Raw genomic sequence first — 22245 nt, forward strand, 5'->3', positions numbered from 1 at the left:
CAACTATCATTTAATAGATTTTGAATGATTTTCAACATTACTTTCAAAAAGACTATCTTTGCAAAAAAATTAAGCAAATGACTACTTTTGAGCAATTCAATCTTCCTAAATCTGTACAAAAATCAATCGATGATTTAGGATTTACAACACCCACTCCTATTCAGGAAAAAACTTTTTCTGTGATTATGTCAGGGAGAGATATGATGGGAATCGCTCAAACAGGTACGGGTAAAACATTCGCTTACTTGTTACCGCTACTAAAATTATATAAATTTACTCCAGGACATACTCCTAAAATAGTAATTCTAGTTCCTACACGTGAACTTGTTGTGCAAGTTGTAGAAGAAGTAGAGAAATTGACAAAATACATGTCAGTTAGAACTATTGGAATTTTTGGTGGTGTCAATATCAATACTCAAAAGACTACTGTATATACTGGTTGCGATATCCTTGTAGGTACTCCAGGAAGAATCATGGATTTAACACTAGATAATGTGATTCGGTTTGAAGAAATGCAAAAACTAGTTATCGATGAGTTTGACGAAATGCTTAATTTAGGTTTTCGTACGCAACTGACATCTATTTTAGCTATGATGCCTAAAAAACGTCAAAACATTCTTTTCTCGGCTACAATGACAGATGAAGTGGATGCCATTTTGAATGATTATTTTGATTATCCTGAAGAAGTTACACTTTCGGCATCAGGAACACCATTGGAAAACATCAAACAAATTACGTATCAGGCTCCTAATTTCAACACTAAAATAAATCTATTAAAACATTTACTGCACAATAACGAGGAAATGAGCCGTGTTTTAGTATTTGTAAATAATAAAAAAATCGCCGATTTAGTTCAAGAACGAATCGAAGAGGAATTTGAAGATCAATTTGGAGTAATACACTCTAATAAATCACAAAACTATCGTTTGAGCACGATGGCCTCTTTCCAAGAAGGCAATCTTCGTGGTTTGATCACTACTGATATTATGGCAAGAGGTTTGGATATTTCCAACATTACTCATGTTATCAACTTTGAGATGCCAGAACTTCCTGAATTGTACATGCACAGAATTGGTAGAACGGGTCGTGCCGATGCCAAAGGAACTGCAATAAGCTTCATTGCCCCTCGCGAAGAAGAATCAAAAATAGAAATTGAAGTGTTGATGAATATGGAATTATCCATCGAGGAATTCCCTGAAACAGTTGAAATTTCAGCAAAATTAATCGAACCTGAAAAAGACAGACAACCGATTAAGTTTTTGATGAAAAAGAAAAAACTGGAAGGTGATGGTGCATTTCAGGAAAAAAGCAAAAAGAACAAGAAAGTAAACTTAGGAGGTCCTGGTGTAACCAAGAAAAAAACACACGGATCTGTCAATCGTAATATGCTTAAAACAAGAGATAAAAAACGAAAAGACAAAAACAAATAGCATAAAAAAAGGCTTAAAAATGAATTTCATTTTTAAGCCTTTTTCCTTTAAATCCTATCTAGTTTTCAGTAAATACTAAACAAACTGGAGAACACAATTCAATTTTTTTCCCCGTATCACTAATCGCACCCGTAAGTTGATCTCTTTTGAAAATCACAACATCATTAGTGTATTGATGCGCTACCAAAAGAAAATTCCCACTTGGATCTATTCTAAAACTTCTAGGTCCATTTCCTTTAGTGCTCATTTTACCTTTACTTTCTAATTTTCCATTTTTAAGGATTTTAAAAATCGAAATGTCATTTGCCGTTCCGCGATTAGATGCGTATAAAAATTTACCGTCAGGTGAAATATGAATATCAGCAGCGCCTACAGTTCCCTTAAAGTCTTTTGATACAACTGAAGTTTCTTGTATTTTTTTTAGAGTTCCGTTTGAATAACTAAAAACAGTAAGCGTTCCGTCTAATTCTTGCAATAAATAAACAAATTTTCCATCTTTACTAAAAGTTAAATGTCTTGGACCACTTCCCGGTTTTACAGAAATACTATCCTTTTTTTTCAAAATCTCATGAGGTGAATTTGGATTGTAGGCATAAGTGAATACTTTGTCAATTCCCAAATCATTCCCTAAAACGTATTTTTTATCTGGAGAAAAATAAACCATGTGTGCGTGAGGTCCTGTCTGATTTTGCGTAATTCCTTTGCCATAATGTTGTACTACTTGCTTGGCTTCCGTAATACTTCCATCATTATTCTTTCCATACACAGAAATGCTACCACTTGAATAATTAGCAATTATTACATTCTTATCGTCATTTATAATATAACAAGGATCAGTTCCTTTAGCACTTTCTTTGTTTATAAAATCCATTTTACCAGTAGAAGGAAGATAACTAAAAGAACTAACCATACTTTTATCCCCATTTTCATTAACAGCATAGATATAATTATTTTCCTTAGAAACACTCAAAAAACTAGGGTTAATTACGTTTTCTGTAGCATTTTTAAAACTAAAATTTCCTGTATTCGAATCAAAATCATATACATAAATTCCTTTACTATCGCACTTATTAGTATAAGTTCCGATTAATAAATTGAATTTATTTTTTTGTGCTTGTACGCTAGTAATAACGAAAATGAATAAAAGAAGAGCAACCGAATTTTTCATATTTTTAAATTTATTGAAAAGCTAAAATAACCATTATATTTAAAATTACGGAGAAACACTTATTTTAAAAAATCGAAAATATCGATAAATCACACTGAAAACACGAATTAGGATAATTGAAAGCTAGGTCAATCTTCCAAAAAGTAAAAATTTTGTGAAAATAATTTTTCAGAATCATCAGTATTAAGGTTTTTTAGTGAAATTCGTGTCGAAAAACTTTAAACAAATTTGTATTTTTGGCTAATAAATTTCAATGAGCTTCATTGAAATTAGAAACCAGTGAAGTAAATCCAAACTCAGAATGCAATTTAAACATCCCGAAATTTTATACTTTCTGTTCGCGTTAATCGTTCCTATTTTGGTTCACTTATTTCAATTACGCCGTTTTAAAAAGGAGGATTTCACAAATGTTCGTTTACTGAAGTCACTTTCTATTCAAACTAGAAAAAGCTCCACAATAAAGAAATGGCTGCTTCTTGCCTCTCGCCTTTTATTACTTACTTTTATTATCATTGCTTTTGCACAACCTTTTTTTGAATCCAAAGACAGTAAAAATGCTAATAACGAATTGTATATCATTTTAGACAATTCATTTAGCATGCAAGCCAAAGGAAATAAAGGCGAATTACTTAAACGAGCTGTTCAGGAATTGCTTGAAGAAACACCAGAAAACGTAAACTTCTCATTGCTTACCAATTCAGAAAACTATTGGAACACAGATATCAAGTCAGTTCGTAGTTCTTTGCAAAATTTAAAATACAGCGCTACTCCTTTTCAGTTAGATAATATTATGGCTAAATTAAAGGCACATAAATCAGCTTTTAAAAAGGATATTGTAATCATTACAGATGGAATTGGATTAGATAAAAAGCAACTTAAAAACATAGAAGCTGATAATACACCATATTTTATAATCCCTAAAGCAGTTCAAAAAAATAATGTTTCGATCGATAGTGTTTTTATCTATAAAACATTGGAGCAGTTTTATGAAATTAGTATACAATTGTCAGGACATGGAGATAAATTTGAAGCTATTCCTATTTCGCTATACAATTGCACAAAGTTAATTGCGAAAACCACTGTAACGCTAGATAGCCCCAAAAAGAGTGTTAATTTCACTATTCCAAGACAAGCTTTTCATGGTTATGTTTCAATAGTCGATAATGGTTTGCCTTATGACAACACTTTATACTTCAGTATTTCAAAAGCTAAAAAAACGAATGTAATTAGTATTGGTGAACCTACAAAAAACAATTTCCTGTCCCGAATTTACACTCCTGAAGAGTTCAATTTCAACAGCTACACTTTAAGTACATTAGATTACAACAAACTGGAAGAGCAAGATGCCATCGTTTTGAATGAATTAGATGAAATCCCGCAATCACTAATCACCACCCTAAAATCTTTTGTAGAAAAAGGAGGGAATCTTATTGTTATTCCTTCGGCATTATGCTCCATTTCAAATTTGAATTCATTGGTATCGAATTTTAGCAACCTAAAATTTGACGCTTTAGAAAACACAGAGAAACAGATTACTAAAATCAATTTCAATCATCCGATATACAATAGTGTTTTTGAAAAAACAGTAGTTAATTTTCAGTATCCAAAAACAAAAAAGTCATTTCCTTTATCGAGTTCATATCCTGCGGTTTTATCATATGAAGATGGAAGCATTTTCCTCTCTTCGACTAATAATCCAATTGGGACAGTAGCTGTTTTTGCGGCTCCTATTTCTATTGAAAACTCTAATTTTCAGCAATCCCCGCTCATAGTACCTACTTTTTATAAAATGGCAATGTACAATCATAGCAATGGTATTAATGCTTTAATCATTGGAAATAACAATCCACATTTAACTGAAACATCTTTAAATAAAGATGCTATTTTGACTGTAAAAAATTCCGAAGAGCAGTTTATTCCAATCCAGCAAATATTGAATAGTAAAGTCAAGATGACTTTTGGTGATTATCCCGAACAAGCTGGTAATTTTGTCGTTTATAATAAAAAAGAATGGATTGAAAATATCAGTTTTAACTACAATAGAACCGAAAGTGATTTGGCTACAGCCAATGAAAACTTGCTATCAGAATATAAAACAGTCGAATCTATAAAATCACTTTATAACACCTTACAAACTGATCGGGCGGATAATCAAATTTGGAAATGGTTTGTTATCTTTGCGCTGTTATTTCTAATAACAGAAATGGCCATTATAAGATTCGTAAAATAGAAATCGAAGTTCAAATAATTAAAAAGAAACATGAAATTAATCATCAGAGACGCCAAAATTATCGATTCAAAGAGTCCTTTTCACAACAAGACTGCAGATATTTTAATTGTTGATGGTTTTATAAAAAAAATAGGAACCTCGCTTTCCAATACTGAAAATGTAGAAGAGATAAAACTTGATAATTTACATGTGTCCCAAGGTTGGTTTGATAGTAGTATATCTCTTGGAGAACCCGGTTTTGAAGATCGAGAAACGATTTCGAACGGACTTAACGTAGCGGCTAAAAGTGGTTTTACAGCTATTGCCTTACAACCTAACTCCTTCCCTATCATTGACAATCAATCCCAAGTAAATTTTGTACTAAATAAAGCAACTGGATTTGCAACGCAACTGTATCCTATTGGTGCTTTAACTAAAGAAAGTGCAGGAAAAGATATGGCTGAATTGTTTGATATGCAAAAATCGGGAGCAGTCGCTTTTGGAGATTATAATAAGAGTCTAAGCAATGCTAATTTGCTAAAAATTGCATTACAATACGTTCAAGATTTTGACGGATTGATCCTAGCTTTTTCACAAGATGAAAATATTAAAGGAAATGGAGTGGCTAATGAAGGTGTTGTTTCTACTCGTTTAGGATTAAAAGGAATTCCAAATCTAGCCGAAGAATTGCAAATAGCAAGAAATTTATTTCTACTAGAATATACTGGAGGGAAATTACATATCCCAACCGTTTCTACTAAAAAATCAGTCCAATTAATAAAAGAAGCTAAGGCTAATGGACTAAACGTAAGTTGCAGCGTAGCAGTTCACCATTTAGTTTTGACTGATGAAAAATTAGAAGGATTTGATACAAGATATAAAGTGTCGCCGCCATTGCGAACAGAAACCGATAGAAAATCGCTGTTGAAAGGCATCAAAGACGGTACGATTGATATGATTACATCTGATCATAACCCAATTGATATAGAGCATAAAAAAATGGAATTTGATGGAGCCAAAAGTGGAACAACTGGTATGGAAAGTGCTTTTGGTGCTCTAATGACTGTTTTACCTTTAGAAATTGTAATCGAAAAATTAACTTCTGGAAAAGAAACTTTTGGTATTGAAATACAAAACATTAATGAAGGTTCAAGAGCAAACATCACTTTATTCAACCCTGAACCAAAAAATGTATTTACAAAATCATCAATACTTTCAAAATCTAAAAACTCTGCTTTTTTAGGAACACAATTACAAGGAAAAGTTTACGGTATTCTAAACCAAGGACAATTAATTTTAGCATAAAACAATGAACAACAGTACAGAAACAGGAAAAACGGCAGCAATAACGAGTTATATTTTAGGAATTGGCGTTTTTATAGCCATGTCAATGAACTCTGAAGATAAGAATGCATTTGCCTCTTTCCACATTCGTCAAGGTTTAGGTATAACATTAACTTTTATCTCACTGGGGCTTATTATTAGTCACTTTGATAGCTTAATGATTTCAGCGCCCATGTGGATTTTCGTCTTAGTACTTTGGTCTTATGGCATTACAAGTGCGATAAAAGGAGAAACAAAACCTGTTCCTTTATTAGGGACTTTTTTCCAGAAATGGTTGTCTAGTATATCTTAAATTTCAATTTCAGAGTCCAATATCTTTGCAAAACCAATACATTAAAATGAATTTATCTTTAGAATTTAAAATACGCGAACCGAAAGTAAAACTAGAAAAAAACCCGCTTTTACTTTTACTTCATGGATATGGCAGCAATGAAGCCGATTTATTCTCCTTTGCCGAAGAGCTTCCCGACAATTATTATATCATTTCAGCACGTGCACCTTATGATATGCAATATGGAAGTTACGCTTGGTATGCCATCAATTTTGATGCGGATCAAAACAAATTTTCCGACAATGAACAAGCTAAAACGTCTAGAGATTTAATTGCTACATTTATAGATGAGTTAATACAAACGTATCCAATAGACGCTAATAATGTTTCCTTAATTGGCTTTAGCCAAGGATCTATTTTAAGTTATGCAGTAGCACTTTCTTATCCAGAAAAAGTGCAGAAAGTAGTGGCAATGAGTGGTTACTTGAATCTAGATATTGTTACTGAAGATTATCTTAAAAACACCTTTAATAATTTAAAAATATTTGCTTCTCACGGAACTGTAGATCAAGTTATTCCTGTAGAATGGGCTAGAAAAACGCCTGCTATTTTAGAAAATTTAGGTATTGCCGTAACATACAAGGAATATCCTGTAGGTCATGGAGTTGCTCCTCAAAATTTCTATGATTTTAACAACTGGCTTTTAGTACAAAGATAATTAATTGTAAATCGCAGTTTTCAGAAGCCATTCTTGAAAACTGCGATTTAAAATAATATAAGTGACTACTTTTGTTTTTGATATAGTAAAGACTGATTTACTTCAAAAGAAATACTTTCATCTCCATTCACAAAGTACTTCAGCAAAACTTCACCCCAATATTCTCCATCGCTAAAATCAGCAATAATCCATCTGTGATTAAGGACTTTTACTTTGTTGATGATAAATTTATTTGCTCCAATTTGGTCTTGACCTGTGTATGGATTCCCTTTAGGGTTCGAATTCAGATCTAATAATTTTTCAGTAACAGCAGGAATTAATTTCTCGTACTGAATTGTTTTACTAGTACTTACTACATCAAAATAATTTTGTGCGTTTTCATTATTTTCCAATGAAAAATAGTTTGCATCCGCTAATTTAGTCTTTAAAAGTTGGATACTATCGCGCAGCTTTGTAGTCGTTTTTACATATCTATCTTGTTCAAATTTTACTTGTTTAGTCAAAAACATATAAGTAAATACAGTAAAAAGTAGCGTAAGAATAAATAAGTAGAGAAATAATGATTTTTTCATTTTTGAATATAATTATAATGTAATTTCTAAGTTATCATGTGCGAGGAAAACATTTGCAGGAAGTTTTTTTTGAACCTCTTCATGAAATCCCATAATATGACTAATATGTGTAAGATAAGCCTTCTCCGGCTTCAGTAAAGTTATAAAATCTAGTGCTTCTTGCAAATTGAAATGTGTATCATGAGGTTCTTCACGTAAAGCATTTATAACCAATACCTTTAGGTTATTTAGCTTTTGAATTTCGCTATCATCAATCGTTTTCACATCTGTCAAATAGGCGAAATCATCAATTCGGTATCCAAAAACTTGCAGATTTCCATGCATTACGTTTACAGGAATTGTTACTTTATTTCCAATGGAAAAAGGTTGGTTATTAATCACCTCAACGGTTATTACTGAAGGTGCTCCAGGATATTTATTAACCGTTTCAAAGACATAGCCAAATCGTTTTCTTAAATCATTTATAACTCTTTGATGTGCATAAATAGGTATTTCTCCTTGCTTAAAATTAAAAGGTCTGATGTCATCAATTCCAGCAGTATGATCTGAATGCTCATGAGTAAATAGAATTCCGTCAACTTTCGGACAATTGGACGCAAGCATTTGTTGTCTGAAATCTGGTCCGCAATCGATAACAAAAGAAAAATTGTCCCATGAAATCCAAATAGAAACTCTAAGTCTTTTATCTTTTAAATCAGTGCTTTTGCATACGGGATGATTGCTTCCAATTACGGGAATACCTTGTGACGTACCAGTTCCTAAAAAATATACCTTCAACTCTATCGATTTTATTTACAAAAATAGGATTAATTCTCTTTCATTAGAATGCTATTTCATTAACTTTGCAACATATTAGCCATATTAAAAGAAAATGGATACAGAAATAAAATTAAAAGGTGACAGAATCATCGAACAAATCCCTTCAATAAAAGATAAAGCACTCCGTATCAACTTGAACGAGAACATTTACGGAACTTTTGCAGAAATTGGAGCAGGACAGGAAACTGTAAGACATTTTTTTAGAGCTGGTGGTTCTTCTGGAACAATAGCAAAAGCAATGTCAGCGTATGACAAAGATTTTAGTGATGCCGTGTATGGAATCGAAGAAGATGGTCGATATGTTACGGAGAGCCGACTTAAAAAAATGCTTTCGCATGAAACAAACCTTATTGAGCAGCGCCTAAGCAGAGAAAAACATCCTAATAAAATGTTTTTTAGTTATGCAAATACCGTTGCTACTATTGATTTTGCTAAACAATTTAAAGGACACGGCTGGGTTGGAATTAGTTATCAAACAGAACCAGACGAAGCATACAACGAAATTATTCTTCACATTCGTTTTAAAGAAACAGATATACGTTTGCAACAAGAAACGTTAGGAATTCTAGGCGTAAATTTGATATATGGTGCGTACTATAAAAATGATGACCCTAAAAGATTGCTGCGCTATTTATACGACCACTTAGATAAAGATCAGTTAGAAATAGATACTATCAACTTCTCAGGACCTCGTTTTGCTGATGTTGATAATCGTTTGATGAGTTTGCAGTTAGTAAAAAACGGAATGACAGATGCGGTTATGTTTAATCCAGACGGTAAAAACATTCTTCCTGCAGCCATTTTATACAAGAAAAACATACTTGCTTTTAGAGGAAGTTTCCGTCCTGTTACTAAAGTAAATATGGACATGTATGAGAAATCATTAAAAATGTTCGTGAACGAAAATAAAGTAGAAAAGGAAAATACACTTGTGGTTTTCGAAATTACCTTATCAAATCTTCGTTCTGACGGTGAAATTGACGAAAGAGATTTCATGGATCGTGCAGAATTACTTTGTTCACTTGGGCAAACTGTAATGATTTCGAACTTCCAAGAATATTATAAAGTAGTTGAATATTTCTCTAATTATACTAAAGCCCGAATGGGATTAGCCATGGGCGTAAACAATTTAGTAGATATATTTGACGAGAAATATTACCGCCATTTAAGTGGTGGAATATTGGAAGCTTTTGGAAAATTATTTTACCGTGATATGAAAGTTTTCTTGTATCCAATGCTTGGGGAAGATGGCGATATTATCACTTCAGAAAATCTAAAAGTGCATCCAAGAATGAAAGAATTATACAAATTCTTCAAGTTCAATGGAAAAGTAGTAGATATTGATGATTACGATCCATCTATTTTAGAAGTATTCTCACGCGAGGTTTTGAATATGATTAATAATGGAAAACCGGGCTGGGAAATAATGCTTCCTTCAGGTATTTCAGAAATTATCAAGGAACACCAACTTTTTGGCTATGATCCAAATAAAGTTTTAAAGGAAATAAATTAAAATCTAGCAGTTAATACTAAAGATTTTAAACTAAAAAAGCCAAGAAGTACATGATACTGTCTTGGCTTTTTGATTCTTATTAGAAGCTAATCCAGCCTTACGCTATAGTCTTCACTCAAAAACTTTATTTTATTAGCTCGTAGTATGAACTTCCTCTAGTTGCTTTGCTTCTCACATAAAATATAGCTATTCCCATCAGGGCTGCCGCTATTGTCTGGGCCAAAACACAAGACTTTGGAAACATTCGCATTACCTTTAACTCTTGATTCGAATAAATAACCTTACTTCAAAATCTGCGCTGCGTGTTCCTTCGTTTTTACTTTTTCGATAACGTCATCAATAATTCCGTTCTCGTCAATTACAAAAGTAGTTCTGTGAATTCCGTCGTATTCTTTTCCCATAAATTTTTTAGGACCCCAAACTCCAAAAGCTTGAATTACTGATTTATCAATATCTGCTAATAAAGGGAATTGGAATTCATATTTATCTTTAAATTTAGTCTGCGCTACAGCTGAATCAGCACTTACGCCTAGTAGTTCATAATTATTTGCTTTAAAACGCTCATAATTATCTCTTAAGTCGCATGCCTCAGCGGTACAGCCAGGTGTACTAGCTTTTGGGTAAAAGAAAACCACTAATTTTTTTCCTTTATAATCTGCTAATTGGTGCAACTTTCCGTCTTGGTCTAGGCTTGAAAAATCAGGTGCTTTGTCTCCTTTTTTTAATGTTATCATGTTTTTTTATTTAACAGCAATGTGATCGACGTTTTTCTCGCAACGTTCATAAAGCTTTATTAGTACTTATAATTTCTTTGATTCCTATTTACTTCGCCCCAGATGGAAGTGAAAAGCCCAGACTGAAAAAAAGTTTTTTGAGGGAGGACTTGTAATGGACAGCTGGATTAGGCACATACTTAAAATTAAACTATTTTTACAGTCATAAAAATACAAAAATGAACAAACAGGAAAGGGTAACTTTTGTTATAAATACGTTAAAAGAACTATATCCCACCATTCCAGTGCCGCTGGACCATAAAGATCCGTACACCTTGCTGATTGCGGTTTTACTTTCGGCACAATGCACGGATGTTCGCGTAAATCAAATAACGCCTTTACTTTTCGCCAAGGCTGACAATCCGTATGATATGATTAAAATGTCAGTGGAAGAGATTAAGGAAATTATTCGTCCTTGTGGCTTATCGCCAATGAAATCTAAAGGAATTCATGGTTTATCTCATATTCTAATTGACAAACACGGCGGAAAAGTACCTCAAAGTTTTGAATTTCTAGAAGAATTACCAGCTGTGGGACATAAAACAGCTAGTGTGGTGATGTCACAAGCTTTTGGAGTTCCAGCTTTTCCTGTTGACACACACATTCATCGCTTGATGTATCGTTGGAATTTGACCAACGGAAAAAATGTGGTTCAAACGGAGAAAGATGCAAAACGCATTTTCCCAGAGGAAATATGGAATGATTTACACTTACAAATTATTTGGTACGGAAGGGAATATTCACCTGCACGTGGCTGGGATTTAGAAAAAGATATTATCACAAAAACAATTGGTCGAAAAACCGTACTTGATTCCTATTACAAGAAGTAAACAAAGATTTAAATTCAAAAATCCCACTACATTCGATTTGAATAGAGTGGGATTTTTTTTTAAAATTAGACTGAAATAGCGTTTGTCTATTTTTTCTAGTTTGAAATAATTTCGATATTTACATTATTAATTTTTATCACGCTCAGCGCTTTGGAGTAGCTTAATAAAAAAGAAATTGTTTCTTCTCTTGGTTTCATAGACTGTGAAACCGATGCTTTTTTTGAGTAAATTTTTGCCATAAAGTAATAATTATTTGCTTTTATATTACAACGCAGCAAGCTGTAATATATTGCTAATTGGTTAAAACAATTTGGTGCTTATCAATTACTTTTCTCAAATTCATCAATGCGTAACGCATTCTACCTAATGCTGTGTTAATACTTACTCCAGTAGATTCTGAAATTTCTTTGAAACTCATATCTTGATACATTCGCATGACCAGAACTTCTTTTTGATCAGCAGGCAATTCTTGAATAAGCTTTTGCAAATCCATTTCAACTTGCTCAGCAATGATTTTATTTTCGATAGTTAAAGAGTCGTCAGACATAATAGAAAAAATAGAAAACTCCTCTGTTTCCCTAAACATTGGCATCTTTTTATTCTTTCTATAGTGATCCACAACAAGATTGTGAGAAATACGCATAACCCAAGGAAGGAATTTACCTTCTTCGTTATAAGAATTTGATTTCAAGGTTTTAATCACTTTAATGAAAGTGTCCTGAAAAATATCGTTTGTTATATCTCTGTCTGGAATTTTAGAATATATAAATCCGTAAATTTTCGATTCGTGCCTCTTTATCAATTTAGTTAAGGCATCCTCATTACCTGCGACATATTCCTTAACTAATGACGCGTCTGGAAGTTGTATATTAACCATAATGTTACTTTTTAGTTTTAATTAAAATAGGTAGATTTCTCTAAAAAGTATTTTTTTATTATAGGCTAATTTTTTTTTAGTTTGTTAAGCGGTCAAATTTAACTAATTAATTGTTCAAGATGCAAATAAAATTAAGTAAAATTAACTTAAAAATTCTTGATTTATAATAAACAATGACTTATTTCGTTCAATAACGCAAAAAATAACAATAAAAAACGTACCTAAACAGATCCCTTTTCACAATTATAAATAGAGTTGTTAGCTGAAATTTGTGATTTGTTCATTCCCAGTTGTCTATTGAAAATTGTTTACTTTTGTGAAAATTATTATTTTTATGCAAGTTGACCTTTCTAAATTAGATCCAAAGAAAAATATCATCATAAAAGGAGCACAAGTACATAATTTAAAAAATGTAGATGTTGCAATTCCTAGAAATAAATTAGTGGTTATTACTGGACTTTCAGGCTCGGGAAAATCAAGTTTAGCATTTGATACTTTGTACGCCGAAGGGCAACGCCGTTATGTAGAAAGTTTATCTTCCTACGCCCGACAATTCCTAGGAAGATTAGACAAACCAAAAGTAGAATACATCAAAGGAATTGCTCCTGCAATTGCTATCGAACAAAAGGTAAATACTACAAATGCCCGCTCCACTGTAGGAACCTCAACAGAAATATACGATTATATAAAATTACTTTTTGCTCGAATTGGAAGAACGTATTCCCCAGTTTCTGGTCGTGAAGTAAAAAAAAATACAGTAACTGATGTTGTTTCAGAAGTAAAAACTTTTGAATTAGATAGTAAATGGTTGCTCCTCGCTCCTATTCATTTAGAAGAAGGCAGGAAACTCGAAGACAAACTTAAAGTACTTTTGCAACAAGGTTTTGCCCGAATTTTAGTGGACAATGAAATGGTTCGTTTAGACGACTTACCGGATTCATTAGATAAAAAAGAAATTCTTTTAATTATTGACAGAATTGTAGTTAAGGAAGAAGAAGAGTTTTACAATCGTCTTGCTGATGCGGTGCAAACTGCCTTTTTTGAAGGAAAAGGAATTTGCTATTTGCAAGAATTAAACTCGGATAAAAAGTATACGTATTCTAGTAATTTTGAATTAGACGGGATTACTTTCTTGGAGCCAAATGTTCATTTATTTAGCTTTAATAATCCTTATGGAGCATGCCCTGTATGCGAAGGTTACGGAAATATTATAGGCATTGATGCCGAATTAGTAGTTCCAAATACTACTTTATCCATTTTTGAAAATGCAATTTTCCCCTGGCGAGGTGAAAGCATGAGTTGGTTTAGAGATGAATTAGTGAACAACGCTTACAAATTTGATTTTCCCATTCACAAACCTTTCTTTCAATTATCTGAAGATCAAAAAGAATTAATTTGGAATGGAAATGAATATTTTCAAGGTCTAAATGGTTTCTTTAAAGAATTAGAAGAAAAAAATTACAAAATACAAAACCGTGTGATGCTCTCTCGTTATCGCGGGAAAACCAAGTGTTATTCTTGCAAAGGAAAGCGATTGAGAGTGGAAGCATCCTATGTAAAAATCAATTCTAAAACGGTTTCTGATTTAGTTGATTTACCTATTAAGCATTTAGTTCGCTTTTTTGACAGCATAGAATTAGATGTTTATGAAAAACAAATTGCAAAACGTTTATTAGTAGAAATCAATAACAGATTGTCCTTTTTGACAGAAGTAGGCTTAGATTATTTAACACTAAACCGAAATTCGGCAACACTTTCTGGTGGAGAATCCCAGCGTATTAATCTAGCGACTTCTTTAGGAAGTAGTTTGGTGGGTTCCATGTATATTCTCGATGAACCGAGTATTGGTTTACACCCAAAAGACACAGAAAGATTAATAAAAGTATTGATTTCACTTCGAGATTTAGGCAATACCGTTATTGTGGTAGAACACGATGAAGACATCATGAAAGCTGCAGATATGATTATCGACATTGGTCCAGAAGCAGGAACCTTAGGTGGAAATCTAGTGGCTCAAGGAACATTTGAAGAAATTCTAAAATCGACTTCACTTACTGCAAAATACCTTAATGGTGATTTAGAAATTTCTGTACCAAAGAAAAGAAGATTATTCAAAAATTATATTGAAATTAAAGGTGCTAGAGAAAATAATCTTCAAAATATTGATGTTACTTTCCCACTAGACGTTCTTACCGTAATCACAGGAGTTTCTGGAAGCGGAAAAAGTACACTTATCAAGAAAATTTTGTTTCCAGCAATGCAAAAAAAGCTGGAAAATGTAGGTGAAAAAGCAGGCCAATTTACGGAAATGACAGGTTCATTTTCACAAATCAAACATATTGAATATGTAGATCAAAATCCTATTGGTCGAAGTTCACGTTCTAATCCTGTTACGTATATCAAAGCGTATGATGACATTAGAGAATTATACGCCAAAGAAAAACTATCTAAAATAAGAGGTTATCAGGCCAAACACTTTTCGTTTAATGTAGATGGTGGTCGCTGTGAAACTTGTAAAGGAGAAGGTTCTATCAATGTAGAAATGGTCTTTATGGCCGATGTTCAGTTGCCTTGTGAAACTTGTAATGGAAAAAGATTCAAAAAAGAAGTATTAGAAGTGGCTTTTGAAGATAAAAACATACATGATATACTGACCATGACTGTTGATGACGCTATTGCTTTCTTTATCGCTAACAAGCAAGCAAAAATCATTCAAAAACTACAACCCCTACAAGATGTCGGATTAGGATATGTACAATTAGGACAATCTTCCTCTACACTTTCTGGCGGAGAAGCGCAACGTATTAAATTGGCTTCCTTCTTAGTAAAAGGAGCTACGAAAGACAAAGCACTTTTTGTTTTTGACGAGCCTACAACAGGATTGCATTTTCATGACATCAAGAAATTATTAACTTCGTTTGATGCTTTAATAGAGAAAGGACATTCCATAATTGTAATTGAACACAACCTTGACCTTATAAAGTGTGCGGATTGGGTTATCGATTTAGGCCCTGAAGGTGGAGAAAACGGTGGTCAGTTACTCGCTGTAGGAACACCCGAAGAAATTGCCAAAAACAAAAAATCAATTACAGGTGCTTATTTGAAAGCAGTTCTAAAGAAATAAAAAAAAAGCCGATAAATCCATTTCTAGACTTATCGGCTTTCTATTATTATTATAATGTTTCTAGAATCTATATCCTAAACTTAAACCGCTTCTAATCCCAGCCCATGGGCCGCTTATTTTTATTGTTGCGCCATTTGCGTTAGCTTTAGCTTCAATATCTCCTATAGGAAGATCAATATTATCAAGCTCTTTTTGAAGTTCGGCTTGCTCAAACGGAGTCAACGTTCTATCAGTTACACCTGCAAAATCACCTTTTGAAGTACCATAATGAGGTCCAGCAATCCACCAGTCTAAAATTATATTTTTACCCAAATTAAATTGAGCTCCAAACTGTAGTCCAAAAGTATTAGCAGTTAGTTTACCACCCATATCGATATCCTCCTGAGGACCTAAATCACTACTGAATGTAAAATTCACATCACTAATATCATATTTTAAATGCCTGTAAAATGGAGCGATATAAAATCCTTTTCCGTAGCCTTTTCCTAGATAAAATCGAACCTCAGGCGTAATAGCCGAATATCCTAATTGTGCATTGTTGAACATATCTTTGGTATCAGGATCGTCTGATACTAAATCATTTATCTGCGATTTAAAAGGCACGCTTCCTTTAGATATAAAACTATATCCAACTACAACGCCAATGCGTTTAGTCAGAATTCTTTCATATTGAAATTGAACATTTTTAAAAGCAAGACTTGTCAAACTAATTTTTACATTATTATTTTTTGTCATAAAGTCATCATTTGAATCCGCTGTTTGCGAGAAACCAATAAAAACGCTACAAAAAACAAATGTAATGGAGAGTAAAACTTTTTTCATAAATTTTGATTTTAAGTTATTTATGGACCAAATATAATACATTATCCCATATAACATTTCTCTTCGAAAGGATTTCCATCTTCATCTAATGCAACCAGTATTTTTTTAGCTTTTGAAGAAACTTGCGATATATAAATCCACACGATTGACCAAAGTCCAAGCGTGGCACAAAACATAAAAAAATTAGAAATGTGATCTACCTTCTTTTCACTTTTAAGTAAAATAGCATACGGCAATTTATCATTTCTCTCTAAAATCACAAATCCGTTGTTGGTTTTATTAGTTAAAATAGAGGAGAATTTTATTAAATTTTCGTCATTTACACTATTATTACTTTTCATAGTACCTAAGATTATTAACCTGTTAATTAGATTGTTAGTGCTAAAAATAGCAATCGCAAATTTAAAAGCTTATTTAGAATCTCACAATACCCACTTTTAGTGATATTTCGGCTAGATGATTTAGAAAAATTATTTTCTAACTTTTTTCAAAACTACATCTATAGCTTGATTGATTTCAGGAGAAATAGCGAATTTGTAATTAATGTAAACATACATAATGGTAACTAAAATTGATTTTAATCCCATTGAAATTATTGGATTAAAGGGAAATTCCCAGAAGTAAAAGACTAAGAATAATATAAATGTGATCCCAAGAGAATAGATAGTTTGCACTGTAAAAGGGAACAAATGCAGTCGTTTAACCACAAAAAGTAATTTAGCTACGCTATATAAGGTAATCGATAATAATGTCGCAAAAGCACAGCCCATAATACCATAACGTGGAATAAAAATCATATTCAAACCGATCGCTACTGCAACTAAAAGAACACCAAGAAACAGTACTGCTCTGTAGTATTTAGTATTAAAAATAATGGCATTATTATTCCCTAAAATCAAGTCGAAATATTTTGAAATTCCGATCATAAAAACAACTAAGATTCCTCCGCTGTATTCCTCAGGTACCATTTCATAAAGTTGATTAATATTGACAAAAATTCCTAACATCACATAACCACCTACAACTTGTAGGTTAATAGAGGTTTTCTTATACAGACTATCAAGCTCCTTAAATTTATTATCATGCATTAATTTTGCAGTAATGGGATATACAATTTGATGCATCGCACGACTAGGAACCGAAATCACTAAGGCTATAAAAGTAGCAATCGAATAAAAGGCAATGTTATCGATAATCATATACTGATTGAGCATAATTTTGTCTCCATCTAGAAGTAAATTTGCCACACTTCCTGATAAAATTATATAAAAAGTATAAGTAAGTATATCTCTGGTGTTTTTTGGCATTGCAAGTTGAAACGTGGGTTTCTGAATCTTAAAAGCATAAAACATAGTTACGATAAAAGCCAAAAAATACAATGCTGCAGTTCCATATACAAATCCTTCTACGCTCAACCATTCGAAATAAACACCTATCAATAGTATTAGTGAAAACATTCTCAAACCAACTTCCTTGATAAAATTACCGAAAACAGAATGCATATGTACTCTTGCCCAAGCGTAAAAAATTTCGAAATAAGCCATGCATAAACCGATAAATGGAATCAACCAAACGTAACTTTTAACGATCTCATTCTTCTTCGAGAGAAAAAATAAAATTTCATCATAGAAAAATAATGCGATAAGTAACATCGGAATTATTACAACTAAGGGAAACAACACCGTAAAAGATAAAAACCGAGATTTCTCATCTACTGTTTCGTACTGCGAGTAGAATTTGACCAATGTGTTTTGCATGCCAATAGCAAACAATGGCATAATAACATTGGCGCAAGAAGTAATATAATTCGTTAAACCGTAAAAGGTAGCACCCAAAAGAATAGGATATAAATACAGCGTGTTTATAGCTCCAATACCAAAACCCAAATAAGTAATTATTGTATTCTTTAAAGATTGATTTAATACGATTCCCATGAAAGGTTAGCAGTTATAGGTTGAATGTTAGAAATTAGCATGAATCAATTGAGCCAGTTCTTTGGTTAAACTTTTACGGGAATATTTTTGTAAACCCACTCCATTTGACTGTAATTTTCCTTCTAAAAATTGATTATAAAAGTCCAAAATTACACTTTTTAATTTCATTTTTTCCGAATACCTAAGGAACACACCAGTATTAGTACTAGTTATTATTTCTGCAAAATCAGAATCTTGAGGTCCAATGGCGATTATAGGCCTATTAGAGACCATATATTCAAATAATTTACCAGGAATTATACTTTTAGTATCTTCTGAATTAATCTCGATAAGCAACAAAACCTGAGATTTTCTTTGATGAGCAATGGCGACTTTATGTGAAACGTAGCCCAAATTATTCAAATACGGATTTAATCCAAATTGGCTTATGGTTTCTAAAACTTCTTGACTAACCGCTCCTATTAATTTAATTTCTAAATGGGATTTGAAATCAGGAATTTCTTGAATTAATTCAGTTAAACTTTCCCATAAAATCAACGGATTCCTTTCGGATAAAAAAGAGCCAATGTGAGCCAAACTGAATTTGGTATCCAAAGTTTGTTTCTCCACTTGCTCGGAATCGTAACCATTTGTTATAACACTGATAGGCTTAGTTGTAATGGCTTCAAATTCGGTTTTAGTAGTTTTGCTAGTTACAATAATTGTATCAGCGCAATTCAAAACCTTATGCTCTAAAGTTTTATGCTTCTTGGCAGCAAAATTCGACAAACGTAATGATTTATGATACCCAATTGTAGTCCAAGGATCACGGAAATCAGCAAACCATTTTAAATCTAATTTTTGTTTTAATTCTAATCCAATAAGATGCAAACTATGTGGCGGTCCCGAAGTAATGATTGTATCAATATTATTTTCTACAATATACTTTTCTAAATAGGAAACAGAAGGTTTTACCCAAAACACACGTGCATCTGGAATAAAAAGATTTCCTCGAATCCAAAGAAAGGTTTTATCTAAAAAGGACTGTTTCTTTTTATTAGGAATAATTCCTGAGCTGATTTTCTTAGTTTTATTTTTCGAAAGAAATGAAGCTAATTGATAGGGCTCAAATATTTTATTTCGTAGAATCATTGCCTTATCTGAAACTTCATTTACCAGATTTTCATCAACAATAGGATACGTAGGATTTTCAGGAATATAAACTATTGGCTGAATTCCGAAATCTGGTAGGTATTTAACGAATTTTAACCATCGTTGCACGCCAGGTCCTCCCGCAGGTGGCCAATAATAGGTTATAACAAGGATTTTTTTATTTTCCAAAAGTACATTTTCTATTAATATAATAAATGATTGCTGATTGAAGATTAACGAATTTTGAATGCAAATTTAAAAAATTAAAAATCTGCAATCGTTAACCAACAATCTTAAATCTTAACCTGTTTTTTCCTTTCAAAATAGACTCCTCCAATTAAAAGTAATAAGATCCCGAAACCACTGACCAAAGTAATAGTACTTCCTGTTTTTATAACTTGTGGTTCAAATTTGAATTCTATTGTATGTTTTCCTGCTGGAATTTGCAATCCTCTCAAAACATAATCTACTCTTATATGATCTGATTTTTTCCCGTCGATGTATGCATTCCATCCATTCTTATAATACATTTCAGAGAAAACAGCTAAACCTTCATTCGCATTATTTGACTTATAAATTAAATGGTTGGGTTTGTAAGAATCCAAAGTAATTGTTGCCGAACTGTCTTTGGCGAAAGCCTTAACGCTAATTATAAACTCTTTCTCATTGACAATTGCTACATTTTTAGAATCTAAACTGTCCAACGCTTTCATCTCTTCGTCAGGAGTTGTTACTAATTTCACTTGACTCACAAACCAAGCATTTCCGTTAGCATCTGGGTTTGTAGTTGGAAACTCTTTCCCTTCTTTATCTCTTTGAATAACATATTTCACATTAAGCATGCTTAATACTTCAATATTGCTTTTTACAATTTGGTAATCGATCAATTGCTGCATTCTTCTAGGACGAACGGCACTATAACCTCCAATAGATTTATGAAAATAAGAAGCTCTTGCTCCCATTATATCTCCCACTTCAAAAACTCTATAATTTGAGGTATCTCTCAAAATTTGTTCGTCAGATGGTGTTTCTTGAAACGGCATTGTAACTTCACTTCCTCTCACAAAATCCTTAGCGGAAACATAATTTTTATCTACAAAAAACAAGTCGGAAACCATGATTACACCAACAATAATAATCGCTGTTTTCTGCGCTAATTTATCTTTCATTGCAAACCACAGAACTCCAGCTGTAATTAGCATAAAGAAAGCGGAACGCAATAAGTCAGCACTATACAAACTCATTCTATCTAGCTTCAACGCATCAACAAATGCAGGCCCATAACTTTCTCTGTAAGCAGCGTCATTACCACCAGAAAAACTAAACATACTTTTGCTAAGGAACAAGATTATAATAATTCCTAAACCTAGAATAGCAGTTTCATAAAGTGCTTTCAATTGTGATTTTTTATCCAATTGAAAGAAAGATTGTAATCCCATAATTGCCAAAACAGGAAAACATAACTCCAAGACAACTTGTATCGAAGAAACTGCTCTAAACTTATCATATAACGGAATGTAATCTATAAAAAAGTTAGTTACTAGAGGAAAATTTTTTCCCCAAGAAAGAACTAAAGCAACTAATGACCCCGCAAGGAATACATATTTTATTTTACGTTTATCAATAAATAAAGCCAAAACTGCCAAAAAGAAAACTACAGCTCCAATATAAGCTGGCGCAGCTACAATAGGTTGATCACCCCAATAGGTTGGCATTCCTGAAACAAAATCAGTTGCTTGTGCTTCAGGAACTCCTTGACTAATCATGAATTCGAACATATGACTGTCCTTACCCACGGCTTCATTGTTAGATCCACCAAAAATTCTTGGCGCAATCAAATTGAAACTTTCCATAATCCCATAACTATATTCCGTGATGTAGTCTCTACTCATGGCACTCGTAGTTTCATTCTTAGAGCCATTTGGATTGAAAGTCAATTCACTTTTACCACGAATACTGAAATCAGCATATTCTGTTGTTGCTAATAAATTTGTAGCATTGGCACCAATGGCAAAAAACCCTGCAATTGCTAAAGTTCCAAAAGAATAAAGCATCGCTTTGTAATCCTTTTCTTTAACTTGCTGATAGATGAAATAAGCGCAAAGTATCAATAAGAAAATCAGTAAATAATACGTCATTTGGAAGTGATTGGCACTGATTTCTAATGCTGTCGCAAAAAGTGTTATCAGTCCACCGAGAATATATTTTTTTCGAAAAACCAAAATAAATCCAGCAATAACCATTGGCATATAGGCAATAGCATGCGCTTTAGCATTATGCCCAACACCCAAAATTATAATCATATAGGTAGATAACCCAAAGGCTAATGCACCGAAAAAAGCTTTTAATGGATCTATTTTTAGAACCAGCATTAAGCCATAAAACCCAAGGAAATATAAAAATAAATAATCTGCAGGACGCGGTAAAAAACGCAAAACATCATCAATCGCTCCTATATAATCATGAGGATATTTAGCACCTAATTGATAAGTAGGCATTCCACCGAACGCAGAATTTGTCCAAAAAGGCTCTACATTATCCGTTGCTCTAAAGTCATTTTGTTCTTTAGCCATTCCTGTGTATTGCACAATATCTGATTGTGAAATTTGTTTTCCTTGCAATACAGGGTAAAAATAGATCACTGAAACAAGTACAAAACCAAAAATGGCAAGTGCGTGCGGGTAGAACTTATTAAGTTTTTTCAATTTAA

19 protein-coding genes are annotated in these 22245 nt (G+C 32.7%); 8 read left to right on the top strand and 11 right to left on the bottom strand.

The genetic code is table 11. The features are described 5' to 3' along the window. The first annotated feature begins 77 nt into the window (after positions 1 to 77). On the top strand, positions 78 to 1430 hold the full coding sequence (locus LNP27_RS13480; RefSeq protein ID WP_229942163.1) for a DEAD/DEAH box helicase: 1353 nt from the start codon (positions 78 to 80) through the stop codon (positions 1428 to 1430). Between the two features lie 58 nt (positions 1431 to 1488). On the opposite strand, the gene LNP27_RS13485 is transcribed toward LNP27_RS13480, so the two are convergent. Then, positions 1489 to 2598, bottom strand: coding sequence for a lactonase family protein (locus LNP27_RS13485; RefSeq protein WP_229942164.1), 1110 nt, complete (start codon positions 2596 to 2598; stop codon positions 1489 to 1491). A 301-nt stretch (positions 2599 to 2899) separates the two neighbouring features. Between LNP27_RS13485 and LNP27_RS13490 the strand changes: the two genes are divergently transcribed. The 4 genes from LNP27_RS13490 to LNP27_RS13505 are packed head-to-tail and all read left to right on the top strand — an operon-like array spanning position 2900 to position 7140. Then, positions 2900 to 4828, top strand: a complete 1929-nt coding sequence (locus LNP27_RS13490) for a BatA domain-containing protein (protein ID WP_229942165.1) — start codon at positions 2900 to 2902, stop codon at positions 4826 to 4828. 30 nt (positions 4829 to 4858) lie between these two features. Further along, entirely contained in the window at positions 4859 to 6112 is a 1254-nt protein-coding gene (locus LNP27_RS13495) for a dihydroorotase (RefSeq protein ID WP_229942166.1), read from the top strand. Positions 6113 to 6116: 4 nt separating this feature from the next. Beyond that, the gene (locus LNP27_RS13500; protein WP_229942167.1) at positions 6117 to 6443 is read left to right on the top strand and encodes a hypothetical protein; all 327 of its coding nucleotides are present in this window, start codon (positions 6117 to 6119) and stop codon (positions 6441 to 6443) included. A gap of 46 nt (positions 6444 to 6489) precedes the next feature. After that, complete coding sequence (locus tag LNP27_RS13505; RefSeq protein WP_229942168.1) at positions 6490 to 7140, top strand: alpha/beta hydrolase; 651 nt, start codon at positions 6490 to 6492, stop codon at positions 7138 to 7140. A 65-nt stretch (positions 7141 to 7205) separates the two neighbouring features. Here LNP27_RS13505 and LNP27_RS13510 read toward each other — a convergent pair whose 3' ends face one another. Next, positions 7206 to 7712, bottom strand: a complete 507-nt coding sequence (locus LNP27_RS13510) for a hypothetical protein (RefSeq protein WP_229942169.1) — start codon at positions 7710 to 7712, stop codon at positions 7206 to 7208. A 12-nt stretch (positions 7713 to 7724) separates the two neighbouring features. Further along, complete coding sequence (locus LNP27_RS13515) at positions 7725 to 8489, bottom strand: MBL fold metallo-hydrolase (RefSeq protein ID WP_229942170.1); 765 nt, start codon at positions 8487 to 8489, stop codon at positions 7725 to 7727. Between the two features lie 94 nt (positions 8490 to 8583). On the opposite strand from LNP27_RS13515, the gene LNP27_RS13520 reads away from it, so the two are divergent. Beyond that, positions 8584 to 10044 carry a TonB-dependent receptor gene (locus tag LNP27_RS13520; RefSeq protein WP_229942171.1) on the top strand — a complete coding sequence of 487 codons (1461 nt, stop codon included), beginning with the start codon at positions 8584 to 8586 and terminating at the stop codon, positions 10042 to 10044. A gap of 281 nt (positions 10045 to 10325) precedes the next feature. On the opposite strand, the gene bcp is transcribed toward LNP27_RS13520, so the two are convergent. Beyond that, the gene (gene bcp, locus LNP27_RS13525) at positions 10326 to 10778 is read right to left on the bottom strand and encodes a thioredoxin-dependent thiol peroxidase (RefSeq protein ID WP_229942172.1); all 453 of its coding nucleotides are present in this window, start codon (positions 10776 to 10778) and stop codon (positions 10326 to 10328) included. A gap of 218 nt (positions 10779 to 10996) precedes the next feature. On the opposite strand from bcp, the gene LNP27_RS13530 reads away from it, so the two are divergent. Beyond that, positions 10997 to 11647: an endonuclease III domain-containing protein gene (locus tag LNP27_RS13530; RefSeq protein WP_229942173.1), complete on the top strand. Its 651-nt coding sequence runs from the start codon at positions 10997 to 10999 to the stop codon at positions 11645 to 11647. 95 nt (positions 11648 to 11742) lie between these two features. On the opposite strand, the gene LNP27_RS13535 is transcribed toward LNP27_RS13530, so the two are convergent. Together LNP27_RS13535 and LNP27_RS13540 are read right to left on the bottom strand one after the other, a co-directional pair. Next, positions 11743 to 11886: a hypothetical protein gene (locus LNP27_RS13535; RefSeq protein WP_229942174.1), complete on the bottom strand. Its 144-nt coding sequence runs from the start codon at positions 11884 to 11886 to the stop codon at positions 11743 to 11745. 53 nt (positions 11887 to 11939) lie between these two features. Beyond that, positions 11940 to 12524 (bottom strand): RNA polymerase sigma factor, encoded by a 585-nt coding sequence (locus tag LNP27_RS13540; protein WP_229942175.1) that lies wholly within the window; start codon positions 12522 to 12524, stop codon positions 11940 to 11942. A 334-nt stretch (positions 12525 to 12858) separates the two neighbouring features. On the opposite strand from LNP27_RS13540, the gene uvrA reads away from it, so the two are divergent. Then, positions 12859 to 15648 (top strand): excinuclease ABC subunit UvrA, encoded by a 2790-nt coding sequence (gene uvrA, locus LNP27_RS13545; protein ID WP_229942176.1) that lies wholly within the window; start codon positions 12859 to 12861, stop codon positions 15646 to 15648. A 60-nt stretch (positions 15649 to 15708) separates the two neighbouring features. Here uvrA and LNP27_RS13550 read toward each other — a convergent pair whose 3' ends face one another. From LNP27_RS13550 to LNP27_RS13570, 5 genes are all read right to left on the bottom strand, one after another. After that, on the bottom strand, positions 15709 to 16470 hold the full coding sequence (locus tag LNP27_RS13550) for a DUF3575 domain-containing protein (protein ID WP_229942177.1): 762 nt from the start codon (positions 16468 to 16470) through the stop codon (positions 15709 to 15711). Between the two features lie 41 nt (positions 16471 to 16511). Further along, the gene (locus LNP27_RS13555) at positions 16512 to 16811 is read right to left on the bottom strand and encodes a hypothetical protein (RefSeq protein WP_229942178.1); all 300 of its coding nucleotides are present in this window, start codon (positions 16809 to 16811) and stop codon (positions 16512 to 16514) included. 129 nt (positions 16812 to 16940) lie between these two features. Beyond that, entirely contained in the window at positions 16941 to 18404 is a 1464-nt protein-coding gene (locus LNP27_RS13560) for a lipopolysaccharide biosynthesis protein (protein ID WP_229942179.1), read from the bottom strand. Positions 18405 to 18431: 27 nt separating this feature from the next. Further along, positions 18432 to 19724, bottom strand: coding sequence for a glycosyltransferase family 4 protein (locus tag LNP27_RS13565; protein WP_229942180.1), 1293 nt, complete (start codon positions 19722 to 19724; stop codon positions 18432 to 18434). A 104-nt stretch (positions 19725 to 19828) separates the two neighbouring features. Further along, on the bottom strand, positions 19829 to 22240 hold the full coding sequence (locus tag LNP27_RS13570) for a YfhO family protein (RefSeq protein WP_229942181.1): 2412 nt from the start codon (positions 22238 to 22240) through the stop codon (positions 19829 to 19831). Positions 22241 to 22245 lie beyond the last annotated feature (5 nt).

This window comes from Flavobacterium galactosidilyticum, assembly GCF_020911945.1.
Taxonomy (GTDB): Bacteria; Bacteroidota; Bacteroidia; order Flavobacteriales; family Flavobacteriaceae; genus Flavobacterium; species Flavobacterium galactosidilyticum.